The organism is Thioclava arctica (genome assembly GCF_040892615.1).
In the GTDB taxonomy this organism is placed as follows: Bacteria; Pseudomonadota; Alphaproteobacteria; order Rhodobacterales; family Rhodobacteraceae; genus Thioclava; species Thioclava arctica.
This window is the reverse complement of the sequence record NZ_JBFRYC010000007.1, coordinates 1-21,482: the sequence shown is the minus strand read 5'-3', so window position 1 is coordinate 21,482 and position 21,482 is coordinate 1. Positions and strand designations below refer to the sequence as shown.

The window sequence follows — 21,482 nt, the reverse complement described above, 5'->3', positions numbered from 1 at the left end:
AAAGAAAATTGCGAACAGATGCCGAACATGGGCTTGGCCTTGGCGCGCGCAAACGCTAGATTGCCGCTATGACCGAGGCTTTTGATGATGATCCCTATGAAGGCGCGATGAGCCTGTCGCAACGTGCCATGTCGGCGCGCGGCACGCCCTATCTGGATGGGCTGAACACCGAACAACGTGCCGCGGTCGAGGCGCTGGATGGCCCGGTCTTGATGCTGGCGGGGGCGGGCACGGGCAAGACCCGCGCGCTGACCTGCCGAATCGCGCATCTGCTTAACACGGGCCGCGCGCGTCCCAATGAAATTCTGGCCGTGACCTTTACCAACAAGGCTGCGCGCGAGATGAAGGAACGTGTCGGCGCGCTTTTGGGCACGGGCGGGGAGGGGATGCCTTGGCTTGGCACGTTCCACTCGGTCTGCGTGAAATTGCTGCGCCGCCACGCTGAACTGGTCGGGTTGAAGTCAAATTTCTCGATTCTGGATACCGATGACCAGATCCGACTGCTCAAGCAGCTCATTCTCGCCGCCGATATTGACGAAAAACGCTGGCCCGCGCGCCAGTTGGCCGGGCTGATCGACGGCTGGAAGAACCGCGCGCTCACCCCTGAAAAGGTGAAGGGGCGCGAAACGGCGGCGTTCAACAATCGCGGCTCAGAGCTGTATGACAGCTATCAAGCCCGGCTGAAAACGCTCAACGCGGTCGATTTCGGCGATCTGCTGCTGCATATGGTCACGATTTTTCAGACCTACCCGGACGTGCTCGAACAGTATCAGCGCTGGTTCAAATACATCCTCGTCGATGAGTATCAAGATACCAACGTCGCGCAATATCTGTGGCTGCGGCTGCTGGCGCAGGGGCATCGCAATATCTGTTGCGTGGGCGATGACGACCAGTCGATCTATGGCTGGCGCGGCGCGGAAGTGGGCAATATCCTGCGGTTCGAAAAGGATTTTCCCGGCGCGACCGTCATTCGGCTTGAGCAGAATTACCGCTCCACCGAGCATATTCTGGCCGCTGCCTCGGGGTTGATCGCGCAGAATGCGGGCCGTCTGGGCAAAGAGCTGTGGACGCAGGCCGAGGGCGGCGACAAGGTGCGTCTGATCGGCCATTGGGATGGCGAGGAAGAGGCGCGCTGGATCGGGGAAGAGGCCGAGGCCATTCAACGCGGCACGCGCGGCAACGCCCCGGTGAGCTTGAACGATCAGGCGATTTTGGTGCGCGCCTCCCATCAGATGCGCGCCTTTGAGGATCGGTTTTTGACCATTGGTCTGCCCTATCGCGTGATCGGCGGGCCGCGGTTTTATGAACGCCTCGAGATTCGCGATGCAATGGCCTATTTCCGTCTTGCGATCAGTCCCGAAGATGATCTGGCCTTTGAGCGCGTGATCAACACGCCCAAGCGCGGTCTTGGCGACAAGGCGCAAAGTCGCATTCAGATCGCGGCACGCGAGAACGGGCTGAGCCTGCTTGATGGGGCCAAATTGCTGCTGCAAGAGGGCGCGCTGTCGGGCAAGGCGGTGGGGCAGTTGCGCCTGTTCGTGGAGAATGTCACCCGCTGGCATGGCGAAATTCGGGCCGCATCGCCCGCGACGGCCAGCACGGCGGCGCTGGATGATGATCAGTTGATCGAGCCCGATGCCGCGGGCGTGGCACCGGCCAATGACTTGTCCCATGTCCGTCTGGCCGAAGCAATCCTTGAGGAATCGGGCTATAGCGAGATGTGGCTCAACGACAAGACGCCCGAGGCGCCGGGCCGTCTGGAGAACCTCAAGGAACTGATCAAGGCGCTGGAACAGTTTGAAAACCTTCAGGGATTTCTCGAACATGTCTCGCTGATCATGGATAATGATAAGCAAGAGAATGACGATAAAATCTCGATCATGACGCTGCATGGCGCCAAGGGGCTGGAATTTCCCGTGGTCTTTCTGCCGGGCTGGGAGGACGGGCTGTTTCCCTCGCAGCGCTCGATGGATGAAAGCGGGCAGAAGGGCCTCGAAGAGGAACGCCGCCTTGCCTATGTCGGCATTACCCGCGCCGAGCAGCTATGTACGATTTCCTTCGCAGGCAACCGGCGCGTTTATGGTCAATGGCAAAGCCAGATGCCCTCGCGCTTCATCGATGAATTGCCCGGTCGTCATGTCGATGTGCTGACCCCGCCGGGCCTGTATGGCGGCGGTATGGGCGGCGGTTTTGGTAGCGACGTGGCCGCAAGCCCGGCGATGGCGGACCGCGCCGCGCGTGCCGATGTCTATAACTCACCGGGCTGGCGGCGTTTGCAGCAATCGACTGCGCGCGGTGGCACCGTCTACAGTTCGCCCAAGCCACGCGGCAAACCTGTGATCATCGACGCCGAAGAGGCTGCCGCGTTCGACATTGGCGATCGCGTCTTTCACAAGAAATTCGGCTATGGCGAGGTGATGGGGTCCGAGGGTGGCAAGCTGGTGGTCGAGTTTGACAAGGCAGGCGAAAAGCATCTTCTGGCGTCTTTCGTGGTGCCTGCCGACAGCGCTGATGACGTGCCATTTTGATCGGCGAACTCGGTTGACAGGCGGCAATTCTGTCCGGGCGTGGGGTGAAAGATAAACGCCTTGGCATGGGTTTTGCCGCGTTTTCCAAGCACTGCACGCGCAATCGGGCGCGCGGCTTGCATGGCGCGCCATAGCTCTGCCGCTGGACGCAGCTTCAAGATCGGGCGACAGGGCGTTTGCGACAGGCTTGCAAGCGCCGGGGTAAGGCCCGGAGCTTGTGGATCGGGTAAGATGCGCGCCGTCATTTCGCCCATCAACAGGGTTTCACAAAGTGCACCGGACGCCGTGACAAGGGCATGATCATCCAGCAGAAGATGCACATACATGACCTGCGCGCGGGGCGCGGGACGCACGGTTGCGCCGTTGACCAGGGCCAATGCGGGCACCAGCACCTGATCTTGACCATAGGCGGCCTGCGCCAGCGGGGTTTGCAATAAAACGCGATGCTGGCGGCTTAATTCAAGGGGCAGATGATTGCCGAGAACGCCGCGCTCAAACCAGATCGGGGCGCCCCGTCCCATCGCGCGCACGCGGCGGCGCGACACCCAGCGGATCTGACGCGGGCCGCCATCATGTGTCACCACCCAGTCCCCCGCGCTAAACGTATCGGCGCGGCGCAGGCCATCTGGCGTCGCAATCAAAGTGCTGGCCTCAAAACAGGGGGCTTGATATTCGGTCGTTGCGGATTGGTCCGTGGTGTAAAATCCCGGTGGATTGCCCGCATGGAAGTTGTACCAATACCAGTCTTCCAGATTGAAATCCGGCGACCAAGCCACTTGCGTAAGGTCGCCGTTTCCATCGAGCCCTTCAAAGACGATAGCGTGGCCCTGATCCCCGTCATAGTCGATGTAATCTGATCGCAGCACCGTGGCGTCTGATATCGTTGTGCCGCCATGTCCAGCAAAGCTGACCGTATAGGTGTCACCCGGTGAGAAAACGAACGGCGTTGGATCACCGGGATGCGATTCAATCACCAAATCCTTTGATGAGTTTGGTGGATAATCGAAGGTAGACATGCCCGCCGACGAGTTGACGTTGCTGCCCGTGGATACGGCAAACTGTTCATCAATGGCGTAGATGATCATAGACATCAGACGGGTTCCTACGAAGGGAGCCGTCACTGTAAACGATTATAGTTGTCAAATGGTTATCGGCAAATATTAGCTGGAAAGCCCCGGCACAGCAAACCCTGCCATCTGCCACAAAAGCACGAAGTTCAGCGCCAAAACCAAGCCCGCGCCCAATCCGGCCAGCCACAAAACCGGGCCCTGCACGACAAACTCGCCCATCACATCGCGCCGACGCGCAAACAAGATCAGCGCGACCATCGGCACGGGCAGGGCGATCGACAGAACCACTTGGCTCATCACCAGCGCCTCGGTCGTGTTCACGCCCATCGCCACCACGACAAAGGCGGGCAGCATGGTGATTGCGCGGCGCAACCAGACCGGAATTTGGCGGCGAATAAAACCTTGCATGATCATCTGGCCCGCCATTGTACCCACCACCGAGCTCGACACGCCCGAGGCGATCAGCGACACCAGAAACGCCGCCGCCGCCGCCCCGCCCAAAAGCGGCGTCAGCGTGTGATAGGCGGTCTCGATCTCGGCGACGTCGGAATGGCCTTGATGAAAGGCCGAGGCCGCCATGATCACCATCGCCATATTCACCATTCCCGCCAGCGCGAGCGCGATGATCACCTCAATGTTGGAAAAGCGCACAATGCGTTTCTTTTCAGACGGATCCTTGGTGACGGCGCGATGTTGGGTCAGCCCGGAATGCAGGAAAATCGCATGTGGCATGACGGTCGCGCCGATGATGCCCACCGCGATGGTCAGCGCTCGCGCATCGGGCAGATCGGGCGTGCCAATCCCCATCAGAACGCCAGCCCAATCGACGGGGGCGATGAACATCTCGATCAGGTAGCTCGCCCCAATGATCATCACCAAAGCGCCGATCACCAACTCCATCGGGCGAAAGCCGCCGCGTTCGAACATCAAGATCGCGTAGGTCACGATGGCCGTCACCCCCATGCCCCAGATCAGCGGCCAGCCAAATAGCAGCGACAGCCCCAGCGCACCGCCCAAGAACTCTGCCAGATCGGTGGCCATCGCGGCGATTTCCGACACGATCCACATCGCGATTACAGCCGGACGGGGGAAATGTTCGCGCGACAGCTCGGCCAGGTTCATCCCCGACACGATCCCGACGCGGGCCGAAAGCGCCTGAAACAGCATCGCGATCATATTCGCTACAACCACCACCCAAAGCAGCCCATAGCCATAGCCCGCGCCTGCCTCGATATTGGTCGCGTAATTGCCGGGGTCCATATAGGCGACCGATGCAATCACCGCAGGGCCAAAGAACAACAGCAAACCGCCACGTCTGCGCCCGGCCAGAACATCTGACATCTTGAGGCGGGTGCGGTCTGAAAGGCCGTGTGTGCTCATGGGGGGGCTTTCTGTCGGGGCGATCAAAAACAAAAGTCTTGCGGAATGTAGCCTTGGCTACAATTTTATCAAGGGGCTAATTTCAATGCTGAAAGAGTGTCACCCAGATACAAGTTTCCCTTGGCAGGGCAGCGCCAGCACGCTACGAAACAGGCCCCGAAAGGCTTGCCGATGACCGAGACAGATCCGACCCAGACCAAGGGCTTTGACCGTGCCAGACAGGCCGCCTCGCGGGCGCTGACGGAAGATTACGTTGAGATGATCTCGGATCTCGCGGCGGAATTCGGCGAGGCGCGCATCACCGATTTGGCGGCGCGTCTGGGCGTGGCGCATCCCACGGCAACCAAGGCGGTGGCGCGGCTCAAGCGCGAGGGGCTGGCGGTATCGCGCCCCTATCGCGGGGTGTTTTTGACCGAAGAAGGCGAGGCGATGGCCGAAAGCGTGCGCGCGCGTCACCGGGTGGTCGTGGCGCTGCTGCGTGCCGTGGGCGTGCCCGACGAGGTCGCCGAACTCGATGCCGAGGGCATCGAGCACCACGTTTCCAGCCGCACTTTGGCGGCGTTCGAAGCCTATCTGACCCGCAAAACGGATTAATCGGGTAGCATTGAGCCGCTTTGCACGAAGCGTTCGTGCCAGCTCAGCGCCTCTCCCAGCAGATTGGGCGCGTGCCCCCCGAACGAACCTTTCTTGGCGCGCTCATAATAGTCACGCAACATGTCGCGATAGGCGGGGTGGGCGCAGTTGGTGATGATCTTTTCGGCGCGCTGACGCGGCGAGAGACCGCGCAGATCGGCCAGCCCCTGTTCGGTCACGATCACCTGCACGTCTTGCGCGATATGATCGACATGCGCGGCCATCGGCACGATCGCAGAAATCTTGCCACCCTTCGCCACCGAGGGTGTCATGAAGATCGACACATAGCCGTTGCGCGCGAAATCGCCCGAGCCGCCAATGCCGTTCTGAATGCGCGATCCCATGATCTGCGTGGAATTCACATTGCCGTAAATATCAGCCTCGATCATCCCATTCATCGCGATGCAGCCAAGGCGACGCACCAGTTCCGGATGATTGCTGATCTCTTGCGGGCGCAAAATCAGCTTATCGCGAAAGGCCTGCGCGTTATCGTTGAAATACTGCGCTTTTTCTGGCGATAGCGAAAACGCCGTGGCGCTGGCCATGCGCAGCTTGCCTGCCTCGATCATGTCCAGCATGCCGTCCTGAATGACCTCGGTAAAGGCGGTCATCTGGTCAAAGGGAGCCTCGATCAAACCCGCCATCACCGCATTGGCAACATTGCCCACACCCGATTGCAGCGGCAACAGACCACGTGGAATGCGGCCCAGTTTCACCTCATTGGCGAGGAAGTCGATGATGTTCGCAGCAATCGCTTCGGCCACCGCATCGGGTGGGCTAAAGGGGGCGTTGCGATCTGGTCCGTCCGTCTCAACCACCGCCACGATCTTGTCGGGATCCACGCGAAAATGCATTTGCCCGATCCGGTCATCGGGCTTGATCAGCGGGATCGGCACGCGATTGGGGGGCAGGGCGGTGCCGTAATAGATGTCATGCATCCCGTTGAGCGCCTCGGACTGCCAGCTATTGACCTCAAGGATGACTTGATCGGCCTGCTCCAGCCACGTCATGTTGTTGCCGATCGAAGACGACGGGATCAGTGCGCCATCCTCGGTGACGCCCGAAATCTCGATCACCGCTGTATCAAGCTTGCCAAGGAAACCCATCCACGCCATCGGCGCGACTTGGCTGAGATGCATGTCGAAATATTGCATCTGGCCCTTGTTGATACGCTCGCGCGCGATCGGGTCAGAGTTGTAGGGCAGGCGAAATTCGATGCCATCTGCCTTTGCCAGCGCGCCGTCCAATTCGGGCCCCGTCGAAGCGCCCGTCCAGATCGACACCTTGAATGGGCGTCCTGCGGCGTGCTCGCCCTCGATCCGTTTGGCGAGCGCCTGGGGGACGGCCTTGGGATAGCCCGAACCGGTAAACCCGCTCATGCCGATCACCGCACCGGGCGCGATCAGCATCGCTGCATCCTCGGCGCTCATAAGCTTTTCGCGAAATTTGGGGTGGCGCAGGCGCGGGTTGTTGGACAAGGCGCGTCCTCTTTCTGACCTTGTGGCAGCCGTATGCCATTGCATGCAGCCGTTTCGCGGAAAAATTGCGCGCCGCAGGGGGATTGTCCATGCTGGATCAGCTATGCGCTGTTTGCATGGCTCCAATCTCTGACTGAATAGGCACGTTAGAGCGCGGCAAACAGCGTCGATAACCGCTTGGCCTCATCCGCCAATCCCCAAGGCGGATTGATCACGAACATCCCCGAGCCAATCATGCCATGTCCGTCCCGCGCCGGTGGAAAATCGACCTCATGGCTCAACGCATCGGGGAAATTCGCGGCCAAATTTGCCACCATCGCGCGTTGCATCCCCGAGGCCAGACGCGGATACCAAAGCGCGATCACCCCAACGTTCCACTTTTTTGAGACCTGCGCCATGACACGCGGGATCGCATCATAATCGGATTTCACCTCATAAGAGGGATCAATCAACATCAATCCGCGCCGTGGCGTTGGTGGGCTCAGCGAAATCGCCATCTCCAACCCATCCGCCTTATGCAAGATCGCGCGCCTGCGCCCGATCGCCTCGCGCAGGGCCTCATATTCCTGCGGATGCAATTCGCACAGATGCAGCGTATCGCTGCGCCGCAACAGCGCTTGCGCGATCAGCGGCGAACCGGGATAGGCCTGCGCACCATGCGCCGCGCGCACCGTTTCCAGCGCGCGCGCATAGGGGTGCTCGGGCGCAAACCAGTCCAGATCGGCAATCCGCGCAATCCCCGCCGCCGCCTCGCCGGTTTTCACGGCTTCCGCCCCATCCAGCGCATACAACCCGCGCCCGGCATGGGTCTCGATATAGCTCAGCGGCTTGTCCTTGCGCGTCAGATAGTCAAGCGCGCAAGCCAATAGCGCATGCTTGTGCACATCGGCCAGATTTCCCGCGTGATAGGCGTGTTGATAAGACAGCATCGGCAAACTCCTTGCAGACTACCTGCCCGCCCGGCCGGGCACGCGCAAGCCCCCTTCATCTAGCAAGAAATACTCCGGGGGAGGCCGCAGGCCGGGGGCAGCGCCCCTTTTTGTTTGCACATGTCGCCATCCGGCGACGGGGGCAGCACCCCTAACGCAGCTCCAGACACAAAAAAACGGCGGCACCCAGGGAGGAGGAGGGTGCCGCCGTCTTTAGCTACCTCGGGTCTCAGGGAGGAGGAGAGACCCTTCGGTATGATCGACGCCACTCCAGGGAGGAGGAGAGGAGTGACATCGCAGCCTCGGGTCCAGGGAGGAGGAGAGGACCCTCGGTATTCCTTGTGGCGACACCCTCAGGGAGGAGGAGAGAGGGTGCCGCCGAAACGATCGGCCCAGGGAGGAGGAGAGGGCCTTTCGTATTAAAGTGGAGCATTTGCTCCGGTGTTCAAGTGCTGCGCTGCAGCATGCGACAGCCTGTCGCAGTTTGCCCGCTGAAGAATAGGCGGCGACCTCAGGGAGGAGGAGAGAGCTCGCCGCCTTCTCAGCGCGATTCCCAGGGAGGAGGAGAGGGAACCGAGCAGCTCGTTCCGGCATCAAGGCATCGCGCCAAGTCGGGCCGGTATCTTTGTGGCGACACCCTCAGGGAGGAGGAGAGAGGGTGTCGCCGATTTCCGAGCCTCAGGGAGGAGGAGGAGAGGCTCAGGAATTCAATTACTTACCGTATGCGGCCTCATAGGCCACGCGGGTGATCATCGAGGCATGCAGCCCCAGATCGTCCAGCTCACGCCCATTCAGCGAACGCAGTTCGCTCAACGTCTGGCGGTACACTTTACGACGTGCCAGCGCCTCGGAAATTTTGGTCATGACGCCGCTTAGGCCATGTTCAGAGATACGAATGTCTTGTACGAGTGCCATTGCTTTAGCCTCACTCTTTCCTACTGGGCCCGTGCGGATTTTCCGTCTTGAGGCCCGTGTCTGTTACGATGCGTTTTCTATCGCGTTGGCCTTAAGATGAGGTGAATGCTGCGATTGCACAATGGCGGAGGTGGGCAATGCCGCTATGCAGAAAATGCATAACCGATTCTGACCCATTTCGGGGCCATTTCGGCAAGATATGTGCGCAGCTTCAGTTTTGGCGGTGGGTTTCCTGACCTTTCAGATAGGTTCGCCCCTTGAACCCCGAGGCAAAAACGCCACAGTCGGCGCGAAACGGGTCAGCAAGACATCTGCGCCCGGAAAATGAGCAAGGAGAAATTTGCATGGCTTTGGGCAAAGAAGAGGTGCTGTCGGCGCTGCAAGGGGTGGCTTTGCCTGGCGGTGGCGATGTGGTGAGTCGCGATCTGGTGCGCGCGTTGGCGGTGCAGGACGGCACGGTGCGATTCGTGCTGGAAGGGGCGGCGCAGCCCGAACTGGAGGCGATGCGTCCCGCGCTCGAGGCGGCTGTGCGCGCGCTGCCCGGTATTATTAGCGTGACGGTCGTTGTGCCCGCAGGCCCGCCGCGCGGGCTTGGCAACACGGCGCAACAGCAAAAAGGCCCCGCGATTGGCGGTCATGCCAAGCCGCAATCGGGGCCGCAAAAAGTACCCGGCGTGAAAACGATTCTCGCGATTGGCTCGGGTAAGGGGGGGGTGGGGAAATCCACCGTCTCCTCAAACCTTGCCGTCGCGCTGGCGCGCGCGGGCAAGAAGGTCGGGCTGTTGGATGCCGATATCTATGGCCCCTCGCAGCCACGCATGATGGGCGCCACGAAGCGCCCCGCCTCTCCCGATGGCCAGACGATCCTGCCGTTGCAGGCCCATGGCGTCACCTTGATGTCGATCGGCTTGATGCTGAAAGAGGATGAGGCGGTGATCTGGCGCGGTCCGATGTTGATGGGCGCGCTGCAACAGATGCTGTTTCAGGTGAAATGGGACGAATATGGCCCGCTGGACGTGCTGTTGATCGACCTGCCGCCCGGGACAGGGGACGTGCAGCTTAGCTTGTGTCAGAAAACCACGCTGGACGGCGCGATCATCGTATCCACCCCGCAGGACGTGGCGCTGTTGGATGCCAAGAAGGCAATCGACATGTTCCGCCGCCTCAAGGCCCCCATCGTCGGACTGATCGAAAACATGTCTACCTATATCTGTCCCAATTGCGGGCATGAGGCGCATCTGTTTGGCCATGGTGGGGTTGCTGCCGAGGCGGCGCGGCTGGATCTGCCCTTCCTTGGCGCGTTGCCGCTCGACCTTGAGGTGCGATTGGCCGGAGATTCGGGTACGCCGATCGCTTCGGGGGAGGGGCCGGCTGCGCAGAGTTACGCTGTATTGGCGCAGGGCTTGATCGCTCAAGGGCTGATCTGACCGCGAAAAGGGTATCATATAGAGAGGGAAAGCGGCGTCCTTTTGGGGCGCCGTTTTTCTATCTGACGCGGCGTTTGGGTGAGGCATGGGAATTCATGGCACAGTATATGGGAAGTCACGGGGGTGTTTTCGGTCCGTGACGTCATTTCGCGCCGAGATTCGGAGGAGTCACGCGCTTATCACGTTGAATATGGCCGAATCACGGTTGCGTGATGGGGTGTGATGTTTGGCTCTGAGGGGGTGATCCGGGGGGATCGGGGCGCATTCTGGGATTTTATGGGGAAAAATCGGAAAAAATTTGGAACTAATTTTTATCTATATGTGGTGTTATTCGCCGACGTGGCGTCAACAGTTAGTAGAATTCACCTACTAAACTTTGTTTTTAAGGCGACTCCGCCGCAACATCTAGGTCAAAAAGAGCAAGTTTTTTGTTGCGTGCCATGAATTCCCGTGGCATCCCTTGTTCATCGGAAGCGAAAACAAACGAGGCACTAAGACCTCACGGCGAAATGCAGGTTTCATACAGGCTCTCGCTTCACGAAAACAAAGAGATCCGGCGCGCGGGCGAGCAGACATCCCCCCAGGTGGCGCGTGTAGTCGGACATACCCAGTGATGGGACGAGGGCGGCGGATTGAGCAGTGGCAGCAGCTCAGTCCGCCGTTTTCCATTCGGGGCCTTCGGGTCAGGGACAGGTTAAGGAGCGCGCGGTTTGGCGGGCATGTTCATAGGCGAATACACCTTCAAGGTGGACAGCAAGGGTCGCGTGTCGATTCCCGCCCTGTTTCGTCGTGAGCTCGAAGAGGGCGACCCCCAGCGCCCCAATGTAGACCGCCCGCGCATGGTTATCGTGTTCGGCTCTGACAGCCAGAAAATGCTGCAAGTCTACACCCAAACAGCCTTTGAGACTTTGGCCGCGGATATCGCCGCGATGCCGCGCGGGTCGAAAAACCGCGTGATGCTGCAACGTCTCGTGCTGTCGAAATCGCACCCGACCGAGGTTGACCCGGATGGGCGTCTGGTATTGCCCGCCGCGCTGCGCACGAAGATTGCGCTGGAGGGCGAGGCGAAATTCACCGGGGTCGGTGAGACCTTTGAAATCTGGAAACCCGAAACCTTCGACGCCGTTGACGCGGCACAGACCGAGACTTGGGTCGAAGAGCAGGGTGAAGATTTCGACCCCCTCAGCTTGCTATACGCGGAGTGAGCGATGTCGGATCGGGACGCCAAACCAACCGCGCCCCCCCATGTTCCCGTGCTGTTGCGCGCGCTGCTCAAGGCGGTTGCGCCGGTCTCGGGAACCTGGATGGATGGCACTTTCGGGGCAGGGGGCTACACGCGCGGTCTGCTTGAGGCAGGCGCGGATAAGGTGATCGGCGTTGATCGCGATCCCGCCGTGTTCAAGATGGCGCAAAGCTGGCGCGATGAATATGGCGACCGGCTGGAGCTGGTCGAAGGCACATTTTCTGACATGGACCGCTATAGCGATGTGCCGCTCGATGGGATCGTTCTGGATCTGGGCGTCTCCTCGATGCAGCTCGATCAGGCCGAGCGCGGGTTTTCCTTCATGCGCAACGGCCCGCTCGATATGCGGATGTCGCAAGAGGGCCCCTCGGCCGCCGATCTGGTCAATAGTCTGGATGAGGCCGAGCTGGCCGATATCCTGTTCCAATATGGCGAAGAACGCGCCTCGCGCCGCATCGCCAAGGCGATTGTGGCCGCGCGCCAAGGCACCCCGTTTGAGACCACAGCGAAGCTTGTGCAGGTGATCGAATCTTGCCTGCCGCGCCCCAAGCCCGGTCAAAGTCACCCCGCCACGCGCAGCTTTCAGGCGATCCGCATCGCGGTGAATGACGAATTTGGCCAGCTGATCGCGGGGCTGGAGGCCGCAGAACGTGCGCTCAAACCCGGCGGGCAACTCGCCGTGGTCAGCTTTCACTCGCTCGAAGATCGGGTGGTCAAACGGTTTATGGCGGCGCGCGCTTCGACCGGGGGCGGCGGTTCGCGCCATGCCCCGATGGGCGACACCCGCGTTCCCGCATTCGAGATTACCGTCAAGGGCGATGGCCCCGATGATGAAGAGCTGGCGATCAACCCGCGTGCGCGCTCGGCACGGCTGCGCGTGGCGCGGCGCACCGATGCACCCGCCATCGCCACCGACCGCAGCCAGTTGGGCCTGCCCGGGCTGGTCGTCGGATCGAAGAAAGGACGCCGCCGTTGAGACATCTTGCTTATCTTGCTACGGCTTTGGGGGTCATGGCGCTTGCGTTCTGGGCCTATCACGTCAATTACGACACGCAGGATCGCGTCGATAATCTGCGCGATCTCAACCGTGAAATTGCGTCGTTGAACGAGGGGCTGTCGGTGCTCAATGCCGAATGGGCTTATTTGAACCGCCCCAAGCGGTTACGCGAACTTGTTAATCTGAATTTCACCGCGCTCAAACTGCTGCCGATGACGCCCGAGCAATTCGGCACCGTGGCCGAAATCGCCTATCCGACCCCGCAGATGGAGCCGATCTCGGCCCCGATCGAGGTCAGCAGCGCCCCGCAGGAGGATCGCTGATGCGCACGCCGCTTCGCCCGCTTGCTCGCATCCTGAACGCGCGCGCCAAAGGCGAAAATACCGATGCGATCGAGCGCGAAAACCGCCGTCTGCGCGGCGAAGTCACGCGCGATGATGCCCGCCAGCGCGCCGAGGGGCGTCTTTTGGTGATGTCGGTGCTGTTTCTGGCGGCGTTTCTGACGGTGGGTCTGCGGATGGGGTCGTTTGCCGCCGCGCGCCCCGAAGAGCCCCAAACCGATGGTCCGCGTGTGGCGATCTCCGCGCAGCGCGCCAATATTGTGGATGATAAGGGCCGCGTTCTGGCGACCAACTTGCTGACGCATGCGCTCTATGCCCAGCCGCCGCTGATGATTGATCCGATGGGCACAATCGACAAGCTGGTCAAGATTTTCCCCGATCTCAACCGCGACCGGTTGATCAAGGATTTCACGGGCGGGCGCAAATTCGTCTGGATCAAAAAGCAGATCTCGCCCGAGCAGATGCAAGCGGTGCATGACATCGGCGATCCGGGGCTGCTGTTTGGCCCGCGCGAGATGCGCCTTTATCCCAACGGTCATTTGGCGGCCCATATTCTGGGCGGCGCGCGCTATGGCGCTCAGGGGGTCAATTCGGCCGAGATTCTGGGCGTCGCGGGGATTGAGAAAGACTATGATAGCTGGCTGCGCGACCCGGCCAATGGCGGCAAGCCGCTGCGCCTGTCGATTGACCTGACGGTGCAAACCGCACTGGAAGATGTGCTGGCAGGTGGCATGAAGCTGATGCATGCCAAGGGCGCGACGGCCGTGCTGATGAAGGTCAAGACCGGAGAGATCGTCGCGATGACGAGCCTGCCCGATTTCGACCCCAATGATCGTCCCGCGCCGCTGCTCAAGGGCGACCCTTCGGACAGCCCGCTGTTCAATCGCGCTGTGCAGGGCGTGTATGAACTTGGCTCGACCTTCAAGATCTTCGCTGTGGCGCAGGCTTTGGGCGAAGGGTTGGTGACGCCAAACACGATGATCGACACCAAGCCGTTCCGCTTTGGCGGCTTTACGATCCATGACTTCCACAATTACGGCAAGCAGCTTTCGGTCACCGATATCCTTGTGGAATCGTCCAATATCGGCACCGCTCATATCGTGCAAAAGATCGGTCCCGCAGCGCAAAAGGCGTTTTTGGGTAAGCTGGGCCTGCTTGAGCCGACCCCGGTCGAGCTGATCGAGGCCCCCACGGGGCGTCCGATCGTGCCGAGTAAGTGGTCTGAGATGTCTTCGATGACGATCGGCTATGGTCACGGCCTGTCCGACAGCCCGCTGCATCTCGCCGCTGCCTATGCCACGATTGCCAATGGTGGCAAGCGGGTGCTGCCCACGCTGATTGCGAAAGGCGGTCCGCGCAAAGAGGTGAAACAGCAATTCGGCGCTCCTGAGGGGGCGCAGGTCGTTGCGCCGGACGTGGCGCGCAAAGTGCTGGCGATGATGCGCGCCGTGGTGACTCGGGGCACGGCCAGCTATGGCGATGTCGCGGGCTATCAGGTCGCCGCCAAGACCGGCACCGCCGACAAGCCCGACCCGCAAGGGGGCTATTACGACAAGAAGGTGATCTCGACCTTCGCCGGAGTATTCCCGGTCACGAACCCGAAATATGTGCTGGTGCTGACGCTGGACGAACCCTCTGATACCTCGGGCAAGACCCCGCGGCGCACCGCAGGCTGGACGGCTGTGCCCGTCGCCGCCGAGGTGATCCGCCGCGTCGCGCCCCTGATGGGTCTGCGCCCGGAACCGACGACCCCCGATGTGCTGGACGGGATCTCGCTGGTGAAAGCCGACTAAGCCGGGCACACGGTCGCACACAGAGCCGTGCCCAGTGCGTCCCGCCGCCTTGACCTTGGCAGACCGGGCCATGATAAGAACTGCGGGCTGAGTGAGGAATAAAACGATATGGCCGCAGGCACCAAGATGCTAAGCGAGTTGGGGCTGACGCCGTTGAACGGGCCGGACCGTCCGGTCTCGGGGCTGTCGGTGGATAGCCGTCAGGTCAAGCCCGGCCATCTGTTCGCAGCCCTTCCCGGAAGCAATATGCACGGCGCTGAATTTGTGCCCTATGCGCTGCGTATGGGGGCGGGCGCTGTCTTGACCGACCGCGCAGGCGAAGGCGTGGCGCGCGCAGCACTTGCGGGCACCGATGTCGCCATTGTCGTGACCGAAGACCCGCGTCAGGCGCTGGCCTTTGCGGCGGCGCTTTGGTTTGGCCGCCAGCCCGAGACGGTGGTCGCGGTGACGGGCACCAATGGCAAGACCAGCGTGGCCACATTTACCCGCCAGATCTGGCAAGAACTGGGGCTTGAGGCCTCCAATATCGGCACCACGGGCGTTGAGGGCAGCTATACCGCACCCTCGCCCCATACCACGCCTGAACCCATCACCCTGCACCGATTGCTCAGCGATATGGCGGAAACGGGTGTGACCCATGCCGCGATGGAGGCCTCCTCGCATGGTCTCGCGCAGCGCCGCCTTGACGGGGTGACGCTGACGGCGGCGGCGTTCACGAATTTCACGCAAGATCACCTCGATTATCACGCCAGTTTTGATGACTATTTCGCTGCCAAGGCCGGGCTGTTCACCCGCGTTCTGCCCGAGGATGGCGCGGCGGTGATCAATCTCGACGATCCCAAGGGGCGCGAGTTGGCGAAATACATCGTCGCGCGCGGTCAGGAACTGATCGGGATCGGCACTGGTGATGATTGCGAGATGCAGATTCTCGGGCAGCGCTATGACGCGACGGGGCAGGATGTGCGCTTTGCCTGGCAGGGCTGGACGCAGATGACCCGCCTGCCGCTGATTGGCGGATTTCAGGCGATGAACGTGCTTAGCGCCGCCGCCCTTGCCATTGCGTGCGGGGCCGAGGCCGAAGAGGTGTTCGCCACCTTGCCGCGCCTGACCACCGTGCGCGGGCGCATGCAACTGGCCGCGACGCGCGAAAACGGCGCCACCGTCTTCGTCGATTATGCCCATACGCCCGATGCGGTGAAAACCGCGCTATCCGCGCTGCGCCCGCATGTGATGGGCCGCCTGATTGCGATTGTCGGGGCGGGGGGCGATCGTGATGCCACGAAGCGCCCGCTGATGGGGCAGGCGGCGCATGAGAATGCCGATCTGGTGATCGTGACCGATGACAACCCGCGCTCGGAAGACCCCGCCGTGATCCGCGCCGCCGTGATGCTGGGCGCGCCCGAGGCGATGGAAGTGGGTGATCGCGCCGAGGCAATCTTGCGCGGCGTGGATGCGCTGCAACCCGGAGATGCGCTGCTTGTGATGGGCAAGGGCCATGAAAGCGGGCAGGTCATTGGCAGCGATGTCTACCCGTTTGATGATGTCGAACAGGCGAGCCTTGCGGTGGCCGCTCTGGATGGGAAAATCTGATGTCGGTGCTCTGGACCTCTGAGGATGCGGCGGCGGCGACCCAAGGGCGCGCCACGCAACGCTTTGCCGCCACGGGCATTTCCATCGACACTCGCACGATCCGCCCCGGCGATTTGTTCGTGGCGCTAAAAGACGCGCGCGATGGGCATGATTTCGTGCGCGCGGCGTTGGATGCGGGGGCGGCGGGGGCGTTGGTTTCGCGTATCCCCGAGGGCTGTTCGCAAGACGATGCGTTGCTGGTCGTGCCCGATGTGCTGGACGCGCTGCAAGATCTGGGCCGCGCGGGCCGGGCGCGCGCGCGGGCGCGCGTGTTGGCGGTGACGGGCTCGGTTGGCAAAACCTCGAGCAAGGAAATGCTGCGCGCAGTGCTGTCGGCGCATGGCACCGTTCACGCCGCCGAGGCGAGTTTCAATAACCACTGGGGCGTGCCGATCACGCTGGCGCGCTTGCCGCAAGACGCCGATTTCGCGGTGATCGAGATCGGCATGTCCAACCCCGGCGAGATCGCGCCGCTGGCGAAAATGGCGCGCCCGCATGCCGCGATGATCACCACCATTGCCCCCGCCCATCTTGAGGCTTTTGACGATCTGGCCGGGATTGCGCGCGAAAAGGCCTCGATCTTTGAGGGGCTGGAGTCCGGCGGCACTGCCGTGATCCCCACCGGACTTGAGGTCAGCGATATTTTGCGCGCAGGCGCAGCGGGGGCTGCAACGATCGTGACCTTTGGCACCGCGCCGGGCTCTGATTATCACCTGATCAGCGCCCATATCGCGGGCGATGCCACGGTGGTGCAGGCCGAGCGCGCGGGCAAGCCGATGCTGTTCAAGGTGATGACGCCGGGCACGCATTTTGCCTCTAACGCCCTTGGCGTCTTGGCATTGGCCGAGGCCGCGGGCTGCGATCCAACGGTCGCTGCGATGGATCTCGGCGCTTGGGAGCCCCCGGCGGGTCGAGGCCAGCGCCAGCGGATCTATATGGATATCGTGGATGAGCGCGAAAGCTTTGATCTGTTTGATGACGCGTTCAACGCCAATCCAGCCTCGATGGTGGCCGCCCTTGAGGTGCTGGCCGGCAGCACGCCGCGCGATGGGGTCGGGCGCACCGCCAAGGGTCGCCGGATCGCGTTCTTGGGCGATATGCTGGAACTTGGCCCCGACGAGCGGGCGATGCACGCAGCCCTTGCGGAACATCCTGCGATGGCGCGCGTCGATGTGGTGCATCTGGCGGGGCCGCGCATGGCGGCGCTGCGCGATGTGCTGCCGCGCGCCAAACGGGGCGAGTATTTTGAGACCGCCGCAGCATTGGCTGCGCGCGCGCGCCACCTTGTCGATCCCGGCGATGTGGTGTTGGTGAAAGGGTCCAAAGGCTCAAAGGTGAGCCTTGTGGTCGAGGCTTTGAAGAAACTGCGCCAGCCCGGCGCGCGCGATGCGCATAGGGGGAAAGAGTAATGCTTTACTGGCTCACCGATCTGTCCGATGGCGGCGGCGCGTTTAACCTGTTTCGTTATATCACCTTCCGCGCGGGCGGGGCGTTTTTCACCGCATTGCTGTTTGGCTTTATCTTTGGCCCTTGGCTGATCCGCACCTTGCGGATGCGTCAGGGCAAGGGCCAGCCCATTCGCGATGACGGCCCCGAGGGGCATATTGCCAAGGCAGGCACGCCCACGATGGGGGGTATCCTGATCCTGTCGGCGCTGTTGGTCTCGACCCTGCTTTGGGCGCGCCTGAGCAATGGCTATATCTGGGTTGTCCTGCTGGTGACCTATGGCTACGCGGCGATTGGTTTTGCCGATGATTACGCCAAGGTTTCCAAGCAAAATACCAAAGGTGTCAGTGGTAAGATTCGCCTCGGGCTTGGGTTTCTGCTCGCCCTGATCGCCTCGCTGGCCACCTGGTATTTGCACCCGGCAGAGCTGGCAGGTCATGTCGAGGTGCCCTTCCTCAAAAGTGTTGTGCTCAATCTGGGGTATTTCTACATCCCCTTCGCGATGTTCGTGATTGTCGGGTCAGCCAATGCGGTGAACCTGACGGATGGTCTGGATGGGCTGGCGATCATGCCGGTGATGATCGCTGCGGGCACGCTGGGCGCGATTGCCTATGTCGTCGGGCGCACCGATTTCACCGAATATCTGGGCGTGCAATTCGTGCCCGGCACGGGGGAATTGGCGATCTTCACGGCGGCGCTGATGGGCGGCGGGCTTGGGTTCTTGTGGTATAACGCGCCCCCCGCGGCGGTGTTCATGGGCGACACGGGCAGTCTTGCGCTGGGCGGTGCCTTGGGCGCGATCGCGGTGTGCACCCAGCATGAGATCGTCCTTGGCATCGTGGGCGGGCTGTTCGTCGTCGAGGCGCTGTCGGTGATCATTCAAGTCGCTTATTTCAAACGCACCGGAAAACGGGTGTTCCTGATGGCCCCGATCCATCATCATTTTGAGAAAAAGGGCTGGTCCGAGCCCCAGATAGTCATTCGGTTCTGGATCATTTCGCTGATCTTGGCGCTGATCGGACTGGCGACACTGAAAATCCGCTAAAGGCAGGGGTGCGCCTTTGGCGCGGCCCATCCCGTTCAAGACACGCGCGCCCTGTTGCCAACAGATCAGGCTGGTCTTGTCACTGGTTTCGTCTGCAACGCCACGGCTTTGCCCAGTCTTCGTCGAATTATAGCTGTTTGTGCACGCAGTTTTAGCGTGAGTTTGGTCAAATAGTGTTCCCCTCAACGGCGCGCTGGCGAGGGGGCACTATTGCAACAGATCTACCATCCCAAGCGGTATTTCCTCGCCAGAGTCATTGCGAGCAGGCATGGACGTTTTCCGCGACCCTTGAGGCGATGATGCGCCCGGCCGAAAAGATCGACCGCATCACGATGATGAATGTCGGCGGCTTTGGTGGCGCGGGCGCGACGGCCCTCGCGACCCCCGCTGCGTCTTCGCCCCTCAACGGGAATCCCGACGCCTGAACAGGCCGTGCCGGGGCCAATCCTGCGCCCCGGCACGTGCTAAACATAGCCGACTTCTCGGCAACGCGGGGCACCAGATGCGCAGGGCACGCGCGGTCGTGATGTGTCAAAGCCGAATGGACGGGATTTCCAAGCCCGACCGCATAGGCTAAGCAACGGGGGCAAACACCTTATGCGAGGCCCCATGTCCGTCTCTATGCTCTCCACCTTTGTGAAACCGATGCATCCCGAGGGGCGCAAATTCGTCGCCATTTTTGCGGGCATCACCCTTGTGCTGTTCCTGCTATGGGAGCCGCTGGGCTGGATCGGTGTCGGGCTGACGGTGTGGTGTTACTATTTCTTCCGCGATCCGGATCGGGTGACACCCACGCGCGAGGGGCTGATGGTCTCGCCTGCGGATGGGGTTGTCTCATTGCTTGAACCCGCCGTGCCGCCGGTCGAGCTGGGCTTGGGCGATCAGCCGATGATGCGGATCTCGGTGTTCATGTCGGTGTTCAACTGCCATGTGAACCGGCTGCCCGCAGCGGGGCGGATTTCGAAAATCGCCTATCGCCCTGGCAAGTTCTTCAATGCCGCGCTGGACAAGGCAAGCTCGGATAATGAGCGCAACGGGCTGGCCGTCACGCTGCCCGATGGGCGGCAATATGGCGTGGTGCAGATCGCGGGACTCGTGGCGCGGCGCATCCTGTGCTGGTCCAAAGAGGGCCAGAATCTGATGAGCGGTGAGCGCTTTGGCCTGATCCGCTTTGGCTCGCGTCTTGATATCTATCTGCCCGAAGGGGTGACGCCGCTGGTGTGCATTGGTCAAACGATGTGTGCAGGCGAAACCGTGATCGCCGATCTCGACGGCACGGAACCGCAGCGCCAAGGCGGCGTTCGCTAAGCAACAGGGCAGGGGAGCGCAGAATGGAGCCGCATGAAAAAGACCGGATGCCGTTTTTGCAGCTTGTGCCCAATCTGGTCACGATTGCGGGGATGGGTCTTGGTCTGACCGCGATCCGCTTTACGATGGATGACCGGTTCGAATTCGCTGTGGTGCTGATCCTGCTCGCAGGGCTGATTGATGGCTTGGACGGGCTGATTGCGCGCCGTCTGCACGCGACCTCTGATTTTGGGGCGGAACTCGACAGCCTGTCTGACTTCCTGTGCTTTGGCGTCGCGCCCAGTCTGTTGGTGTATCGGTTCGCGCTGGGAGAGACCCATGCGTTTGGTTGGATTTTCGTGCTGATCTATACCGGGGCCGCCTGTTTGCGCCTCGCGCGGTTCAATGTGATGCGCGCCGAGCCCGAATCGATGCGTCATTTCACCGGGGTGCCCGCGCCTGCGGGGGCGGGGCTTGCGCTTTTGCCGATGTTTGTCACCTTCGCCGATCTCGGGGACGCGCGCGCTGTGCCGGCTCTGGTGGCGATTTGGCTCGGGCTGGTGGGCACGCTGATGATCTCGCGGATCAAGACGTTCTCGCCCAAAGCCTTGCGCATCCCGCGGGGGGCTGTCGGATTTGCCCTGATCGGAACGGTGATTGCGGTGGGCATGGTGTTCACCAAGATCTGGCTGCTGATGGTGATTATCGTCGTAATCTATGTGGCGCTGTTGATGCCCGCGATCTGGCGTGCGCGCGGAATGATTCTGCGCGGCTAAGTCGGGCCGACTCGCCTTTGAGTGGCATGACTAAGGCGTTTCCCTGATATCACGACCCTTGCACGCGCGAGTCGCTTTGGAATCGCCCGATTGCGCGCTCAAAACGCCCCCAAGACTCACCGAAAACCCGCAGATGAATCGCTTTCCCCTGGGGGAGGCGGCGCCGATCGGCTTTTCGCAGCGCTGCACTGACGGCGTGTCCGTGCTAGACGCCTGATTTTTCACCAATGAAATAAAGGGGGTGAGAAAAAAATGCGCCCGAAGTGAAAAAAGTGGTTGCGGAGTTTGGGCACTAACCGTAGAAGTCCCCTCACCGAAGCGGCACACAACGCCGCACGGGACGCCAGAAAGACCAGCAGCGCTGGAACGGATGGCACCAAGAATTCGAGGTTTGAGGGCGGGCTGCGCTTAAAGATAAGCGCTTCCGGTTCTTTTTGGCCTCACGCTCTTTGACATTGCTATTTATCTGAAGAGATATGTGGGCGGTTTGGTCGATTTCGACGTTTAACCGTAGCATATCGGCTCATTAGGATTTCGGTCCGATGATATGAGTGTCAGCTTCACT

Annotated in this window: 17 protein-coding genes and 1 pseudogene; 13 read left to right on the top strand and 5 right to left on the bottom strand. The window is 61.3% G+C overall.

The genetic code is table 11. The features are described 5' to 3' along the window. Nucleotides 1–68: 68 nt before the first annotated feature. Nucleotides 69–2,528, top strand: a complete 2,460-nt coding sequence (locus AB4874_RS12440; protein WP_368392213.1) for an ATP-dependent helicase — start codon at nucleotides 69–71, stop codon at nucleotides 2,526–2,528. 260 nt (nucleotides 2,529–2,788) lie between these two features. Here the strand turns inward: AB4874_RS12440 and AB4874_RS12435 are convergent. Beyond that, nucleotides 2,789–3,544, bottom strand: a pseudogene (locus AB4874_RS12435) (Hint domain-containing protein); the annotation flags it as partial. 144 nt (nucleotides 3,545–3,688) lie between these two features. Next, nucleotides 3,689–4,978, bottom strand: a complete 1,290-nt coding sequence (locus AB4874_RS12430) for an Nramp family divalent metal transporter (RefSeq protein WP_368392212.1) — start codon at nucleotides 4,976–4,978, stop codon at nucleotides 3,689–3,691. Between the two features lie 96 nt (nucleotides 4,979–5,074). Between AB4874_RS12430 and mntR the strand changes: the two genes are divergently transcribed. Next, a complete protein-coding gene (gene mntR, locus AB4874_RS12425; protein WP_368392211.1) occupies nucleotides 5,075–5,572 on the top strand; it encodes a manganese-binding transcriptional regulator MntR in 498 nt (165 codons plus the stop codon). Here mntR and scpC read toward each other — a convergent pair. From scpC to AB4874_RS12410, 3 genes are all read right to left on the bottom strand, one after another. Further along, nucleotides 5,569–7,089, bottom strand: a complete 1,521-nt coding sequence (gene scpC / locus AB4874_RS12420) for a succinyl-CoA:acetate CoA-transferase ScpC (protein ID WP_368392210.1) — start codon at nucleotides 7,087–7,089, stop codon at nucleotides 5,569–5,571. The genes mntR and scpC overlap by 4 nt on opposite strands. Before the next feature lie 146 nt (nucleotides 7,090–7,235). After that, nucleotides 7,236–8,018 (bottom strand): 23S rRNA (adenine(2030)-N(6))-methyltransferase RlmJ, encoded by a 783-nt coding sequence (locus AB4874_RS12415; protein ID WP_295532683.1) that lies wholly within the window; start codon nucleotides 8,016–8,018, stop codon nucleotides 7,236–7,238. A 711-nt stretch (nucleotides 8,019–8,729) separates the two neighbouring features. Beyond that, a complete protein-coding gene (locus AB4874_RS12410; protein WP_438273476.1) occupies nucleotides 8,730–8,933 on the bottom strand; it encodes a DUF1127 domain-containing protein in 204 nt (67 codons plus the stop codon). 344 nt (nucleotides 8,934–9,277) lie between these two features. Here AB4874_RS12410 and AB4874_RS12405 point away from each other — a divergent pair, with 344 nt between their 5' ends. The 11 genes from AB4874_RS12405 to pssA all read left to right on the top strand — a co-directional run bounded on the left by AB4874_RS12405 (nucleotide 9,278) and on the right by pssA (nucleotide 20,917). Beyond that, nucleotides 9,278–10,360, top strand: a complete 1,083-nt coding sequence (locus tag AB4874_RS12405; RefSeq protein ID WP_295532682.1) for an Mrp/NBP35 family ATP-binding protein — start codon at nucleotides 9,278–9,280, stop codon at nucleotides 10,358–10,360. Between the two features lie 719 nt (nucleotides 10,361–11,079). Beyond that, the gene (gene mraZ, locus AB4874_RS12400; protein WP_295532681.1) at nucleotides 11,080–11,565 is read left to right on the top strand and encodes a division/cell wall cluster transcriptional repressor MraZ; all 486 of its coding nucleotides are present in this window, start codon (nucleotides 11,080–11,082) and stop codon (nucleotides 11,563–11,565) included. Nucleotides 11,566–11,568: 3 nt separating this feature from the next. Further along, nucleotides 11,569–12,579, top strand: coding sequence for a 16S rRNA (cytosine(1402)-N(4))-methyltransferase RsmH (gene rsmH / locus AB4874_RS12395; protein WP_368392209.1), 1,011 nt, complete (start codon nucleotides 11,569–11,571; stop codon nucleotides 12,577–12,579). Continuing rightward, nucleotides 12,576–12,923: a cell division protein FtsL gene (gene ftsL / locus AB4874_RS12390; RefSeq protein WP_295532679.1), complete on the top strand. Its 348-nt coding sequence runs from the start codon at nucleotides 12,576–12,578 to the stop codon at nucleotides 12,921–12,923. Before rsmH ends, ftsL begins: the two co-directional genes overlap by 4 nt. Beyond that, nucleotides 12,920–14,734, top strand: a complete 1,815-nt coding sequence (locus AB4874_RS12385; RefSeq protein ID WP_368392324.1) for a peptidoglycan D,D-transpeptidase FtsI family protein — start codon at nucleotides 12,920–12,922, stop codon at nucleotides 14,732–14,734. Before ftsL ends, AB4874_RS12385 begins: the two co-directional genes overlap by 4 nt. Nucleotides 14,735–14,842: 108 nt before the next feature. Further along, entirely contained in the window at nucleotides 14,843–16,324 is a 1,482-nt protein-coding gene (locus AB4874_RS12380) for a UDP-N-acetylmuramoyl-L-alanyl-D-glutamate--2,6-diaminopimelate ligase (RefSeq protein ID WP_368392208.1), read from the top strand. Further along, nucleotides 16,324–17,772 (top strand): UDP-N-acetylmuramoyl-tripeptide--D-alanyl-D-alanine ligase, encoded by a 1,449-nt coding sequence (locus tag AB4874_RS12375; RefSeq protein WP_368392207.1) that lies wholly within the window; start codon nucleotides 16,324–16,326, stop codon nucleotides 17,770–17,772. Before AB4874_RS12380 ends, AB4874_RS12375 begins: the two co-directional genes overlap by 1 nt. Beyond that, nucleotides 17,772–18,854 carry a phospho-N-acetylmuramoyl-pentapeptide-transferase gene (gene mraY / locus AB4874_RS12370; RefSeq protein ID WP_295532676.1) on the top strand — a complete coding sequence of 361 codons (1,083 nt, stop codon included), beginning with the start codon at nucleotides 17,772–17,774 and terminating at the stop codon, nucleotides 18,852–18,854. Before AB4874_RS12375 ends, mraY begins: the two co-directional genes overlap by 1 nt. A 299-nt stretch (nucleotides 18,855–19,153) precedes the next feature. Next, the gene (locus tag AB4874_RS12365; RefSeq protein ID WP_368392206.1) at nucleotides 19,154–19,279 is read left to right on the top strand and encodes a hypothetical protein; all 126 of its coding nucleotides are present in this window, start codon (nucleotides 19,154–19,156) and stop codon (nucleotides 19,277–19,279) included. A 184-nt stretch (nucleotides 19,280–19,463) separates the two neighbouring features. Next, on the top strand, nucleotides 19,464–20,162 hold the full coding sequence (locus AB4874_RS12360; RefSeq protein WP_368392205.1) for a phosphatidylserine decarboxylase: 699 nt from the start codon (nucleotides 19,464–19,466) through the stop codon (nucleotides 20,160–20,162). A 23-nt stretch (nucleotides 20,163–20,185) separates the two neighbouring features. Further along, nucleotides 20,186–20,917 (top strand): CDP-diacylglycerol--serine O-phosphatidyltransferase, encoded by a 732-nt coding sequence (gene pssA / locus AB4874_RS12355; protein WP_368392204.1) that lies wholly within the window; start codon nucleotides 20,186–20,188, stop codon nucleotides 20,915–20,917. Nucleotides 20,918–21,482: the final 565 nt, after the last annotated feature.